Here is a 12,123-nt window from a genome sequence, read left to right as displayed (position 1 = left end):
GTGAGGCGCAGAATGGGCGGCGGCGATTAACCGATAATTAACCGTATCCTACAAGGCCCTCCGGGCTTCGGCCAATCAGCCGCGCAGCAGTCCCGGCCAGTTCGCGTCATTAATGGTTTTCGGTCCGGAGACCAGACGGTCGGACTGAATGTTGTAAGTCAGGTATTGGTTGTCGGTCAGGAAGATGTACCAGTAGCTGTCGGCCAAAGTCCGGTCATTTTGCGCTGCCGTGATGATGCGGTCCTTGTACGGTTTCAGCGCGCCCAGCCGATAATCCCCGAAGGATTTGTAGGTCAGGGTCTTTGCCTTGTAGTTAAACGATAGATAGTGTCCGTCGTTGAGGATGAACCTGAATAGAAACGGGTGACCGGTCAGTTGGAACCAGGTGCCAGCGATGATCTTGTCGAAGTAGGGCAATATCGGCTTCCAGATCGAATCGGAAACTTTATAAAAGGCATCGACCTTGTCTTTGTCTTGATTATATTTACACACCACGGGTGTGTTGCCCTGATAGAAAAACAACCAGGCAATATCTTCATCTGACGAGGTGTTCCAGCCGAATGAAGTGGTTGTCAGGCCGAAACGCAAGTCTTTGGCATGGGGGCCAAAGGTGTCCCAGCTATCGCCGACCGATGCGGGATAGTTGGCGGATACCTTATTGTCACCGAGATCGAATCGGGAATAGGTGTCGCTGTCCTTGAAGAAGAAATAAATACGGTCGGGGCCGGAGCGCCAATCGAGCGCGACGAAGTTTTTTAGTTGAGGCATGTTTATTAAGTCCCTTTAAAGTTGTTGGTGGTTGCCAGTCGAAAACTAAATGATCGAAGGGTTATTACATAGGGAGAAACTGTTTCTTTATTATTGGGAAAGTTTCAGCGCCGGGTGAGGCCCTGCAACAGGTGGCGCCCCGATGTTTTTGCCCGGCTTTCCGTAAGCGCCGGTGACGGCCATAATTGCCGCTTAATCCTCGCCTGCTTCACTCGCCTTTTTTATCCACGGAGCACCCATGCACGTACTGGTTTGCGAAGACGATGAGCTGATTGCCAGCGGGATCGTTGCCGGCCTCACGGCTCAGGGTTTGACCGTTGAGCACGTCAACACCGCGTCGAAGGCGCGGGCGATGCTCAAGGTGGCCGAATTCGACGTGATGGTGCTCGATCTCGGCCTGCCCGACGAAGATGGCCTCAAGTTGCTGCAACAACTGCGGCAGAGTGGCCTGGAAATTCCGGTGCTGATCCTGACCGCGCGCGACTCGGTCACCGACCGCGTCGATGGTTTGCAGGCCGGGGCTGACGATTACCTGCTCAAACCGTTCGATCTGCGTGAACTGTTCGCCCGTCTGCAAACTTTGCTGCGCCGGGTCGCCGGGCGCAGCGTCAACCTGATCGAGCACGGCGCGCTGACCTACGACCCGAGCAGCCGCGAAACCACCCTGGCCGGGCAACCGGTGGACTTGTCGCGCCGCGAGCAATCGCTGCTGCAGGCGCTGCTGCACAATCGTGGTCGGGTGCTGTCCACTGAACAGTTGAAGGACAGTGTCTACGGCTTCAACGATGAACTGGAAAGCAACGCGCTGAACGTGCACATTCATCACCTGCGCAGCAAACTGGGCAAAGGCATCGTCGAAACCGTGCGCGGTCTGGGCTATCGCCTTGGCCCGGCCGATGGTGGAGATCAAGGCAAGTGATGAGTCTGCGACTGCGCCTGAGTCTGACCCTCGGCGCCGCGTTTGCACTGATTTGGGCGCTGGCGGCGGCGTGGATGCTCAGTGACCTGCGCAATCAGATGATGTTTTCCCTCGACCAGCGTCTGGTGGCGTCGGCGCGCATGGTCGCCGGGCTGCTGGAACAGTTGCCGACTTTGCCGAGCAAAGGCGAGGGCACGCATTTCAGTGCCGAACAACTGAATATCCCCGGTGGCATGGCCTGTCAGGTCAGCTCCTTGCGCGGGGAAATCCTCGCGCGCAGCCACAACAACCCCGAACAAGCGCTGGAAGCCGAGAAGATGGGCTTCCATGACCAGATGATCGACGGTGCGCCGTGGCGCAGTTTCACCCTTGCCCGAGGCGATGTGCGGATTACCACCGCTGACCGGCAGATCGAGCGCGAGGCGCTGAACATGTCGATCCTGCTGGCGGCGTCGGTGCCGGTGGGTGTGGCGTTGCTCGGCTGTCTGTGTCTGTTGTGGCTGGGCATTGGCCAGGGTCTGGCGCCGCTCAACCGTCTGCGTGAAGCACTGATGCGGCGCAATGCCGACTCGCTTGAGCCGTTGCAGATCCAGACTTTCCCCAGTGAATTGAAGCCGCTGCTTGAAACGCAAAACCAGTTGTTCCAGCGCATTGGCAAAACCATCGAGCGTGAGCGCCGTCTGACCGGTGACGCGGCGCATGAGCTGCGCAGCCCGCTGACGGCGATCAAGACCCACCTGCAAGTCGCACGCATGACCGATGGCAACGCCCGCGATCAGTCGCTGGCACGGGCCGAGGAGGGCGCTGATCGCTTGCATCGCACGCTCGAGCAACTGCTGTTGCTGGCGCGGGTCGAGGGCAGTCTGTCGTTCGATGACGGCTCGCAATGCAGCGCCGAGCAAGTGGCACGCCTGGCGATTCAGGACGCCACGGGGGGCGAACGCCTGCGCATCAAATTGCACCTGCCGGCCGAACTTTCTGTCGCACCGTTGCAAATGCCGGCGGTGCTGTCGATTGCGGCGCTGCGCAATCTGCTCGACAACGCCCTGCGCCATACGCCCGAAGACTGTGCGGTTGAGCTGAGCCTGGAAACCATTGGCAACCGCGTGCGTTTTGTCGTGCGCGACCATGGCCCGGGGATTGCGCCGGATGATCTGCAACACCTGACCCAACGCTTCTGGCGCAACGGCCAAAGCACCGGTTGCGGCCTCGGTCTGGCAATTGTTCAGGCGATCGTTCAGCGTTGCGACTGTGCCCTGCATTTCGACAGTCGCCCGGATGGCCTGCGGGTCGAGCTGACCATGCCGTTGCAGCCTGTCTGATTCCAGCACAGCCTGTGGTAGGAAATCGCGCCAGACACATCAAATGTAACTTCTCGGCGTTCGCTATCCGGACCGGGTGGGGATAAGGTCATCGCAGCTTTGACTCAATGGATTGAGGGAACTGCGCCATGGAAGCACCCATCTGCATTCGTCCGGCCACTCTGGCCGACGCCGGTATCATCAGTCGCATCATCGAACGTTCGATCCGCATCGGTTGTGCGCTCGATCACCGTAACGATCCGTCACTCGTCAGCCAATGGATCGGCCTGCAATCCGCCGACTTCATCAGTGCCCGGCTCGCCGACCCGCACTTCTATCTGTGTATCGCGTTGCTGGCGGACAAACCGGTCGGTGTCGGCATGGCTCGGGCCAGCGGCGACATTTTGCTGTGTTACGTCCAGCCAGAGTCATTTCGCCGGGGCGTTGGACGGGCGCTGATGGAGGATCTGGAAGGCTGGTTACGGGTTCGCGGTGGTTCTCACGCTGATCTCAACAGCACGTACACCGGCCAGGCATTTTATCGGCGTCTGGGCTATCACAAGTCAGCGCCGCCCCTCGAATACCAAGGCTTGCAGAGCCTGCCCATGCGCAAGCCGTTGGCATTGCCGGGCTGACAACTCGATCACGGGCTAAATCCTCAGGCCCCTTAAGCGTTTCCAGAACAGGAAAACCTGCAAGTGCGCCCCGCGATCGGAATGCGCACCTGTCCGGTGTGCTGTTTTGGTCACTATCCATAGCCAATTGAGGGGTCGAGAGATGTCAGTCGCCACCAGCCTTATCGAAGAGTCGTCGGCCCGGGTTACTTCGGCGCCGGCCGAAACGTTGTACCAGTTCAATGAATCGCCATTGCTGGCCCGGCAGGCCCGGCAGGAATCCAACGCCCGCAGTTATCCGCGGCGCATTCCGCTGGCGCTGAAGCGCGCCAAAGGCCTCTATGTCGAAGACGTCGAAGGGCGCACGTTCATCGACTGCCTGGCCGGTGCCGGCACGCTGGCGCTGGGGCATAACCATCCGGTGGTGATCGAAGCGATCCAGCAGGTGCTGGCCGATGAATTGCCACTGCATACCCTCGACCTGACCACTCCGGTCAAGGATCAGTTCGTCCAGGATCTGTTTGGCCTGCTGCCTTCCGCGCTCGCGGCTGAAGCGAAAATCCAGTTCTGCGGCCCGACCGGCACCGATGCCGTGGAAGCCGCGTTGAAGCTGGTGCGCACCGCGACCGGGCGCAGCACCGTGCTGTCGTTCTCCGGCGGTTATCACGGCATGAGCCAGGGCGCGCTGAGCCTGATGGGCAGCCTGGGGCCGAAAAAGCCGTTGGGTGCGCTGCTCAGCAATGGCGTGCAGTTCATGCCGTTCCCGTATGACTACCGTTGCCCGTTCGGCCTCGGTGGCGCGGCGGGCGTAAAGGCCAACCTGAGTTACCTGGAAAACCTGCTCAACGACCCCGAGGCCGGTGTGCAATTGCCCGCCGCGGTGATTGTCGAGGCGGTGCAGGGCGAGGGCGGTGTGATTCCGGCGGACATCGAGTGGCTGCGCGGCTTGCGTCGGATCACTGAGAAGGCTGGTGTGGCGCTGATCGTCGACGAGATCCAGAGCGGTTTTGCCCGCACCGGCAAAATGTTTGCCTTCGAACACGCCGACATCACCCCGGATGTGGTGGTGTTGTCCAAAGCCATCGGCGGCAGTCTGCCGTTGGCCGTGGTGGTCTATCGCGACTGGCTCGACACTTGGCAACCGGGCGCGCACGCCGGCACCTTCCGTGGCAATCAGATGGCCATGGCGGCAGGCTCTGCGGTGATGCGTTATCTGGTCGAACACAAGGTCTGCGAACACGCCGCGGCCATGGGCGAGCGCCTCAGCGAGCACTTGCGCATCCTGCAACGCGACTTCCCGCAACTCGGCGATATTCGTGGTCGTGGCCTGATGCTCGGGGTCGAGCTGGTCGAGCCGAACGGCACTCCCGATGCGCTCGGTCATCCGCCGGCGTTTGCTCGACTGGCGCCGCTGGTCCAGCGCGAATGCCTCAAGCGCGGGCTGATTCTGGAGCTGGGTGGTCGGCATGGCGCGGTGGTGCGTTTCCTGCCGCCGCTGGTGATCACTGCTGCCGAAATCGACCGTGTCGCGGAAATCTTTGGCCGTGCTTTGGCCGCTGCCACCGCTGCGCTGTAAATTTTTCGCCGCGCCAAACGTTCTTTCTACATACCCGGCTGCACCCCGCGTGCAGCCCACCCTTACAACGATGGAGAACCAGCATGACGTCAGTATTCGACCGCGAGGACATCCTTTTTCAGGTTGTGGTCAACCACGAAGAGCAATACTCGATCTGGCCGGATTACAAATCCGTGCCGGACGGCTGGCGCACCGTGGGCAAGAGCGGCCTGAAAAAGGAGTGCCTGGCCTACATCGAAGAAGTCTGGACTGACATGCGTCCGCTGAGCCTGCGCCAGAAGATGGAAGCCCAGGCCGCCGCGCAATAAGCGGCCGGGCAAAAAGAAACCCGCTGGACTGGAAACAGTCAGCGGGTTTTTTCTTGCCTTGGATTTGTGTTGCCTTTCAGGGCCCCATCGCTGGCAAGCCAGCTCCCACAGGTATTTTGGTGATTACAAAATCTGCGCTCACCGAGAACCCTGTGGGAGCTGGCTTGCCAGCGATGAACGATAACGCGGTGCAACTGGAATCACGCCCCGCTCAAGCCCTTGAGCAGCAAATCCACATTGCCTTCCAGCTCCGCCACCGGGTCCGCCGCATCGGTGCTCAACACCACCAGATGACTGCCGGACTCGGCAATCGCCGCTTTTACCGCGTCCGATGGCTGCCGATGATGCAACACCACCGCCACCTCATTGTCCTTGAGCGTCGCCGTGAGTTTTTTCAGATCTTCAGGCGTCCACTCGGCATCCGGCCGTGGATCCTCGCCGATGAGTTCCAGATTGAGGCTGCCGATCAAATAGCCGAAGTGATCACTCAAACTCATCACACTGAGATTGTCGGCGCTGGCCAGTCGCGCCTCGCTGTCGGCGCTGAGCTTCAGCAAACGCTGCTTCAATGCCGCCAGATTCGCCTCGATCTTTGGCTTCGCGCTGGGTGCCAGGCGCACCAGATCCGCCGCCATCACATCCGCCATGCGCCCCATGTTGTTGCTCGCCAGCCATGGCTGACTGTTCAAGCCATCGACCTTCAGATCCGGTTGCACGGCGATGCCGGGCAGGGCGCCATCCACCGGTCGCGCGGCGTCGACTTCAACGATGCGGATATTGCTGCGACGGGCGATCGGGTACAGCGGATCATCGGCCCACAGCGAGCGCACGCCGATTACAGCATCGGCGCCGGTTGCCAGTTTGCTCAGTGCCGGCGCGCCGCGACCGGTGAAATACGCGGTCTGACGGCTGCCCGGCAGATTCGCTGGCGCCGCACGTTCAAGGTTGACATCAGTGCCTTTGAGCAGCACTTCGCCCAAACCATAAGTAATCGGCAACGACGCCAGCACTCGCAGCGGTTTAGCATTTTCGGCAGCCATCAACGGCGCGCAGACCACGCCGCACAAGGCCATGGCCAAGGTCAGTTTGCGAATTGAAAAAGTCATTTATCCAAGATTCCCTTTCAGACTCGGGACAACCCCGCGCGCAATGGCGGCAAGGGCAAAGGCAATACCGGCGACCAGAATGATGGCCGCGCCGGACGGAATCGGCAGATCGAACACGATCGGCGCAAGAATCCCGCACAACGTGCTGACCGTGGCGATCAACACCGAGCACCAGAAGAACCCTTTGAGCGACTGGCTGAGCAAGCGCGCCGCCGCGGCCGGGATCACCAGCAGAGCACCGACCAGAATCGCGCCGATGACTTTCACCGCTGCCACGGTTATCAGCGTCACCAGAATCACGAACAGATAATCCAGGGTCTTCACCGCCACTCCGCGCACGGCTGCCAGTTGCGGATTGAAGCTGGCGAGCATGATGCGGTTGTACAGCGGTAGCGCCAATGCCATGACCAGCGAACCGACGATGGCCAGCACCGCCAGATCGTTGCCGTTGACCGTCAGCACTGAACCGAACAGCACGTTCTCGAGAATGTGCACGTTGATCTTGCCCGCCAGAATCAACAGCAGACTCGCGCCCAACGCCAGCGACACCGACAGAAACACGCCAATCAAAGTATCCGGTGCGAGGCCGGTACGGTTGCGCAGGTAATTGAGCAGGATGCCGAACAGCAGGCAATAACCGAACAGGCTGCCATAGGGGCCGGTGTAGGGTTCGCCGAGCAGGATGCCGATGGCCACGCCGGTTAGCGCCGCGTGGCCCACCGCTTCGGAGAAAAACGCGAAGCGCTTGACCACCACCAGCGTGCCGAGGCCGCCGAGCACCGGGCCGATCAACAGGCCGGCAAGCAGCGCATTGACCACGAAACCGTAGGCCAGCGCTTCCGGCAGATAACCGGACGAGGCCCAGCCTTGCACCATCAAACGAAAGGCTTCGTAACTCATCAGGCAGCGCTCCGTGGATGGGTCGAGAACAGCGTCAGCAGGCGTTCCGGGGTCAGCGCCTGTTGTGGCGTGGCGTCGAACAGCACACGACGGTTCAGGCCGGTGACCCGATCGGCCAGGCGTCCGACCGCTTCCAGATCGTGCTCGATCCACAGCACGGTGATACCTGCCGCGCGCCAGTCATTGAGCAGGCGCTCGAACACCTGAATCCCGGCTTCATCGAGGGCCGACATCGGCTCATCCAGCACCAGCAATTGCGGCGTCGGAATCAAACCTTGTGCGAGCAGCACCCGCTGGCGCTCACCGCCGGACAGCGCACCCATGCGCCGCTTGCGTTTGTCCTGCATGCCGACGCGTTCCAGCGCATCGCCAATGGCGCCGGCGTAACGCTTGCTCAAGCCGAGAAACGCCGGGCGTCGCTGACACATGGCAGCCATGAAATCGTCGACGGTCATCGGCAGACCGCGATCGAATTCCAGCGCCTGCGGTACATAACCGATGGTGCCGGGTTCGCCGGGCCATTGCAGGCTGAGCTGGCCCTGATGCGGCATTTGCCCGAGCAGGGTCTTGATCAGCGAACTCTTGCCGCCACCGTTGGGGCCGACCAGCGCGTGTACGCTGCCGGGCTGCACCTGGAAGGTGACCTTGTCGAGAATGGTTGTGCGACCCAGCGTCAGACAAACCTGCGCAAAATCCAGCGTCGGCCCCATAACCTGTAGGCCTTCGCCTGCTCGCGATAGCGGTGTGTCATTCAACAAAGGTGTCGACTGATCCGGCGCCTTCGCGAGCAGGCTCGCTCCCACAGGGGACTCGGTGTTTTCGGGGGAAAGGTTTTCTCTGGAAGTCATGCGCCAGACTCCTGAATCGCCCGCACCACGGTATTGAGGTTGCCGGTCATTTCCTTTTCGTATTTGTCGGCGGTGTATTCGCCGTAGGAAATGTGCGACAACGGATACAGCTTCACGCCGGATTCACGCTGAATCGTTTCGACGTAGGTGGAGGGGAAATCCATCTCCGAGAAGATCACTTTCACGTCCAGTTCACGCAATTGGTCGATGGTCTTCTTCAACTGGCTTGGGCTTGGCTCGATGCCGTGGGCCGGTTCGACCACGGCGGTCACTTCCAGGCCGAACTCACGCAACAGATAGTCGTAAGCCGCGTGTACCGTGGCCACGCGCAGTTCGGCATTCGGCGCTTGAGTCAGTTTTGCCAGCGCGTCGGCGCGCATCTGCCGCAGGCGCTTGCCGTAGGCGCGGGCGTTCTGTGTATAGGTCTTGGCGTTGTCCGGATCGAGTTTGCCCAGTTCGCGGGCGATGTTGTTGACCTGAGCGATGGAGGCGCTGATCGACAGGAACGTGTGCGGATTCACCACTTTGCCGGCCCCGCGCGCGGCAACGCCGGTGGCGGCCAGCAGCGGAACGTTTTCGTTGGCTTCGATGGTTTTGATGTTCGGCGTTTCGCTGGCGGCGATCATGCGGTCGGCGAAGTCGTCATGACCGACACCGTTGAGCACGATCACATCCAGCCCGCTGATGCGTTTGATGTCCTCGGCCCGAGGCTCGTAGGCGTGCGGATTGAAACCGGCCGGGATCAGCGGCACCACTTCGGCCTTGTCGCCGACGATGTTCGCCACGTAGCTGTAATACGGGTGCAGGGTGATGCCGATGCGCAGGCGCTTGGCCTGATCGGCGCTGGCCAGCGGGCTCAGCAGGCAGGCACACAGGCCCACTAAAAACAGGCGTAACAACGGACGGCGAGGCGATGAAATAGACATGGGCAAGCGGTCTTCTCTCGGAGTAGGGCGAGGAATCAATGGCGATGTTCGCGGGTAACCCCGGCATCGTATTGCGCGACGATCTGTTTCCAGCCAGCAGCGGACAGCGCCGCCGCATTCAGTTGCGCCGGGGCTTGAGCGGCGGCATCACGGTTGAGCCAGATGTCCGGCGCAGCCTTGTCATCGGTACTCAGCAGCATGACGAACGAGCCAGCGACAGTCGGATTCTGGCTTTGACCGACATACGCGGTGTTCGCCAGCAACTGCCAGGCATGACCCCCACGGCTGACCGAACTCGCATCCTGGGCAAACGGGGCAAAGCCTTCGTCGGCCAGATTCTGCGGCGTCGGCAGGGCTTGCTGTTCTTCGCGCAGCAGGCGGATTTCGTCGAGGGTCACCCGCAGGTCGGCGTAGATGCCTTGCTCGGCAGCACTGAGGTCGCGACGGGCGTCGAGTTGATTGGACGCAACCGGCTCCGGCTCATGGGAAACCCCGCGCCACGCGACCACGGAACCGGCGACTGCCAGAATCAACAGGCACAACAGCAGCACATTGAGGGTTTCATGACCGGCGCCGGCCGGACGCACGATTTGTGTGGTTGGCGTACTCATGGGGCTTCGATATCCGCTTGGTCGATTTCCACAACGTGGCCTGGACCTGCGTCGAACAGCACGTAGAACTCGGCGCCAGGCTTCTTGAAGGTCAGGGTCGAGTCACTGCCGAGCTTGCCCGGCACCAGAATGGTTTCGTCGTAGCCGATCACATCGAGGGTCACCCCCGGCGCGCCGCTGCCGTCGGAGAACCCACCGGTGCATTTGATCTGCTCGGCGTCGATGGCTTTGCATTCGCACATCGGGTTATGCGCCAGAGCGCTGGCACTGAAGCCGGCGCCGAGCACCAGCAGCGCGGCCTTCAGGCGCAGGCGAGAAGGGCGTTGAGAGCAAGTCATGGTTTGACTCCTTGTTTGTTCAGCCAGGCGAAGGTGGCGGGGGAGGCCTGACTCAGGGGAATCGAAGCCTGGTGCATGCTGCCGTCCCAGCCTTCCATGGTGATCCACAGTTCGGCGTCGGCTCTGGTTTTCTCCGGGATCGGCATTTGCGTGCCCATGCGATAAGGCGTGCCGAAGAAAATGCTGCCGGCGGCGCGCAGGCTGCGTGGCTTGCCGATGCGCAGGTAGGTCGCCTTGACCTGATCGACACAGGCATCGCACAGCGCGGCGCTGAAGTCTTTCATGTAGCCGGCCGGACCGGTCAGCACCGGTGCTTCGTTGCGTAACTCGGCCAGGCGCAGGCTCCATGGCCCGACCTGGACAGTGCCGATCTCGTGCTGGCCCAAGCCGCTGTCACCGCGAAACAGCGAGGCGTCGGCGAAGTACTTGGGCATGAAACCCAGCGGGATCAACAGCAGCAGAACATTGATGTGGAAGCGCCATCTGTGCCAGAAACGCGCCAGTCGAGAAGGTTGGGCCTTGGTGATGGACTTGCTCACAGGCTGGCCTCCGAGGTTTCACGGCTCATGGCCGGTTGTGCCTTGATGCGGTTTTTCTTGTCTTCGCGCTTCAACGCATTGGCGGTGGCCAGGGCGGTGCGTTTGGTCCAGATCAACAAGCCGCTGAGGATCATCATGCTCAGGATCAAACCGAAGAAGAACCAGATCAGCTTGATCCAGATGCCGCCGAAATCCCCGGTGTGCAGTGGTCGCATGGACTCGGTGACGAACTCCAGCGACGAGCGATCGGACAGCAACCGTGAAGCGGCGATGTCGCCGTTGTACGGATTGAGCGTGGCGGTCTGGAACATCAGCGGATACCAGCCGCGCCCGCCGACGCTCATGTGGCTGTAGGCGTTGCCCGGCAGGCTGACGAAACTGGCTTCCAGCCCCGGAATCTTCTCTTGCGCGAGCTCGACGGCACGGTCCAGGCTGATCCGTGGCGGCGGGGTGCCGGCGGCAGAGATCGGCACGCTTTCGCGGGACATCGCCGGAATGATCGGCTCGCTGGAGATGGCGATCTGGTTATCGAACAGAATCGCCCGAATCAGAAACCAGATGCCAGTGATGGAAATCACTGCAATGAACCAGATCGACCAGATACCGCACAGCCGATGGAAGTCACCCCAGAAAATCCGTGCGCCGTGGCGCACGCGCAGGGTCGGGCGCAGAAAACCCTTCCAGAAGCGCTTGTAGACCACCAGACCGGTGATCAACGAGACCAGCATCGGCACGCCGAGGAACGACACCAGATACCAGCCCCAACTGAAGCCATTGGTGAACGGCACCAGCCACCAGCCATGCAGAGCCCGGGTGAAGGCTTTGAAATCGAAGGTCGGCGCAGGGCCCTGGATCACCCCGGTGTAAGGATTGACGTAGACCGTCTGCGAACGACCGTCCGGATAACTGACCGCAACGTCGAGCGCGAAGTGTGACTCATCGGGGCGACTGATGCTTTCAACGAGGGTCTGCGGTTCGGCTTTTTTGATCGCTGCCATGATCTGGTCATAGCTGAGCAGCGGCGCATCCTCCGCAGGCTGGCTGGCGCGCATCTGCGGGTTGGCCAGCCAGACGATTTCCTGACTGACCACCGCCAGTGTGCCGGTGACACAGACGATCAGGACAAAGAACCAGATCGGTAACGCCAGCCAGCTATGAACGAGGAACCACAGTTTGGAGCGGGATTTCTTCGACATGATTGCGCGTCTTGATAGCGGTGAAAGGGTGCCTGGCTACGGGCTTCGCAGCACGGGGACCCGGAAAGACCGGACGTGGCTTTTGCCTACGCGAACGGCCTGCATCTCTATAGGACGGATGAGCGAGGAAAATCCCGAAAGATGATATGAAAGCAAATGTTTCCCAATTCGCA

At 60.9% G+C, this 12,123-nt stretch carries 14 protein-coding genes; 5 read left to right on the top strand and 9 right to left on the bottom strand.

Annotated elements, in window-relative coordinates:
- Positions 1-75: 75 nt before the first annotated feature.
- Entirely contained in the window at positions 76-768 is a 693-nt protein-coding gene (locus ACZZ0A_RS16445) for a hypothetical protein (protein ID WP_463543464.1), read from the bottom strand.
- A 238-nt stretch (positions 769-1,006) separates the two neighbouring features.
- Here ACZZ0A_RS16445 and ACZZ0A_RS16440 point away from each other — a divergent pair, with 238 nt between their 5' ends.
- The 5 genes from ACZZ0A_RS16440 (at position 1,007) to ACZZ0A_RS16420 (ending at position 5,486) form a co-directional block, all read left to right on the top strand.
- Positions 1,007-1,687 (top strand): response regulator, encoded by a 681-nt coding sequence (locus ACZZ0A_RS16440; RefSeq protein ID WP_007908710.1) that lies wholly within the window; start codon positions 1,007-1,009, stop codon positions 1,685-1,687.
- Positions 1,687-3,009: an ATP-binding protein gene (locus ACZZ0A_RS16435; RefSeq protein ID WP_095113055.1), complete on the top strand. Its 1,323-nt coding sequence runs from the start codon at positions 1,687-1,689 to the stop codon at positions 3,007-3,009. Before ACZZ0A_RS16440 ends, ACZZ0A_RS16435 begins: the two co-directional genes overlap by 1 nt.
- A 128-nt stretch (positions 3,010-3,137) precedes the next feature.
- A complete protein-coding gene (locus ACZZ0A_RS16430) occupies positions 3,138-3,623 on the top strand; it encodes a GNAT family N-acetyltransferase (protein ID WP_007908713.1) in 486 nt (161 codons plus the stop codon).
- A 142-nt stretch (positions 3,624-3,765) separates the two neighbouring features.
- Positions 3,766-5,178, top strand: coding sequence for an aspartate aminotransferase family protein (locus ACZZ0A_RS16425; RefSeq protein ID WP_007949601.1), 1,413 nt, complete (start codon positions 3,766-3,768; stop codon positions 5,176-5,178).
- 83 nt (positions 5,179-5,261) lie between these two features.
- Positions 5,262-5,486 carry an MbtH family protein gene (locus ACZZ0A_RS16420; protein WP_463543463.1) on the top strand — a complete coding sequence of 75 codons (225 nt, stop codon included), beginning with the start codon at positions 5,262-5,264 and terminating at the stop codon, positions 5,484-5,486.
- A 200-nt stretch (positions 5,487-5,686) separates the two neighbouring features.
- Here the strand turns inward: ACZZ0A_RS16420 and ACZZ0A_RS16415 are convergent, their stop codons facing one another.
- From ACZZ0A_RS16415 to ACZZ0A_RS16380, 8 genes are all read right to left on the bottom strand, one after another.
- Entirely contained in the window at positions 5,687-6,592 is a 906-nt protein-coding gene (locus ACZZ0A_RS16415) for a metal ABC transporter substrate-binding protein (RefSeq protein WP_123375546.1), read from the bottom strand.
- Positions 6,593-7,492 (bottom strand): metal ABC transporter permease, encoded by a 900-nt coding sequence (locus ACZZ0A_RS16410; RefSeq protein ID WP_007917717.1) that lies wholly within the window; start codon positions 7,490-7,492, stop codon positions 6,593-6,595.
- The gene (locus tag ACZZ0A_RS16405) at positions 7,492-8,202 is read right to left on the bottom strand and encodes a metal ABC transporter ATP-binding protein (protein ID WP_414916880.1); all 711 of its coding nucleotides are present in this window, start codon (positions 8,200-8,202) and stop codon (positions 7,492-7,494) included. Before ACZZ0A_RS16405 ends, ACZZ0A_RS16410 begins: the two co-directional genes overlap by 1 nt.
- 134 nt (positions 8,203-8,336) lie before the next feature.
- Positions 8,337-9,266 (bottom strand): metal ABC transporter substrate-binding protein, encoded by a 930-nt coding sequence (locus ACZZ0A_RS16400; protein ID WP_095113060.1) that lies wholly within the window; start codon positions 9,264-9,266, stop codon positions 8,337-8,339.
- Between the two features lie 35 nt (positions 9,267-9,301).
- Complete coding sequence (locus tag ACZZ0A_RS16395; RefSeq protein WP_095113061.1) at positions 9,302-9,877, bottom strand: DUF6162 family protein; 576 nt, start codon at positions 9,875-9,877, stop codon at positions 9,302-9,304.
- Positions 9,874-10,215, bottom strand: a complete 342-nt coding sequence (locus tag ACZZ0A_RS16390; RefSeq protein ID WP_007917722.1) for a hypothetical protein — start codon at positions 10,213-10,215, stop codon at positions 9,874-9,876. Before ACZZ0A_RS16390 ends, ACZZ0A_RS16395 begins: the two co-directional genes overlap by 4 nt.
- A complete protein-coding gene (locus ACZZ0A_RS16385) occupies positions 10,212-10,754 on the bottom strand; it encodes a hypothetical protein (protein WP_007917723.1) in 543 nt (180 codons plus the stop codon). The genes ACZZ0A_RS16390 and ACZZ0A_RS16385 overlap by 4 nt, the downstream gene beginning before the upstream one ends.
- Positions 10,751-11,950: a PepSY-associated TM helix domain-containing protein gene (locus ACZZ0A_RS16380; protein WP_007917724.1), complete on the bottom strand. Its 1,200-nt coding sequence runs from the start codon at positions 11,948-11,950 to the stop codon at positions 10,751-10,753. Before ACZZ0A_RS16380 ends, ACZZ0A_RS16385 begins: the two co-directional genes overlap by 4 nt.
- Between the last annotated feature and the right edge of the window lie 173 nt (positions 11,951-12,123).

This window comes from Pseudomonas sp. AC242, from assembly GCF_979258655.1.
Note: the sequence above shows the minus strand (reverse complement) of the source record. Positions and strands in the feature narration are given on the sequence as shown.

Bases quoted from the DNA above. Each gene is read 5' to 3' on its own strand.
- ACZZ0A_RS16445 (WP_463543464.1), bottom strand. From the start codon at position 768: ATGCCTCAACTAAAAAACTTCGTCGCGCTCGATTGGCGCTCCGGCCCC.
- ACZZ0A_RS16440 (WP_007908710.1), top strand. From the start codon at position 1,007: ATGCACGTACTGGTTTGCGAAGACGATGAGCTGATTGCCAGCGGGATC.
- ACZZ0A_RS16435 (WP_095113055.1), top strand. From the start codon at position 1,687: ATGAGTCTGCGACTGCGCCTGAGTCTGACCCTCGGCGCCGCGTTTGCA.
- ACZZ0A_RS16430 (WP_007908713.1), top strand. From the start codon at position 3,138: ATGGAAGCACCCATCTGCATTCGTCCGGCCACTCTGGCCGACGCCGGT.
- ACZZ0A_RS16425 (WP_007949601.1), top strand. From the start codon at position 3,766: ATGTCAGTCGCCACCAGCCTTATCGAAGAGTCGTCGGCCCGGGTTACT.
- ACZZ0A_RS16420 (WP_463543463.1), top strand. From the start codon at position 5,262: ATGACGTCAGTATTCGACCGCGAGGACATCCTTTTTCAGGTTGTGGTC.
- ACZZ0A_RS16415 (WP_123375546.1), bottom strand. From the start codon at position 6,592: ATGACTTTTTCAATTCGCAAACTGACCTTGGCCATGGCCTTGTGCGGC.
- ACZZ0A_RS16410 (WP_007917717.1), bottom strand. From the start codon at position 7,492: ATGAGTTACGAAGCCTTTCGTTTGATGGTGCAAGGCTGGGCCTCGTCC.
- ACZZ0A_RS16405 (WP_414916880.1), bottom strand. From the start codon at position 8,202: ATGGGGCCGACGCTGGATTTTGCGCAGGTTTGTCTGACGCTGGGTCGC.
- ACZZ0A_RS16400 (WP_095113060.1), bottom strand. From the start codon at position 9,266: ATGTCTATTTCATCGCCTCGCCGTCCGTTGTTACGCCTGTTTTTAGTG.
- ACZZ0A_RS16395 (WP_095113061.1), bottom strand. From the start codon at position 9,877: ATGAGTACGCCAACCACACAAATCGTGCGTCCGGCCGGCGCCGGTCAT.
- ACZZ0A_RS16390 (WP_007917722.1), bottom strand. From the start codon at position 10,215: ATGACTTGCTCTCAACGCCCTTCTCGCCTGCGCCTGAAGGCCGCGCTG.
- ACZZ0A_RS16380 (WP_007917724.1), bottom strand. From the start codon at position 11,950: ATGTCGAAGAAATCCCGCTCCAAACTGTGGTTCCTCGTTCATAGCTGG.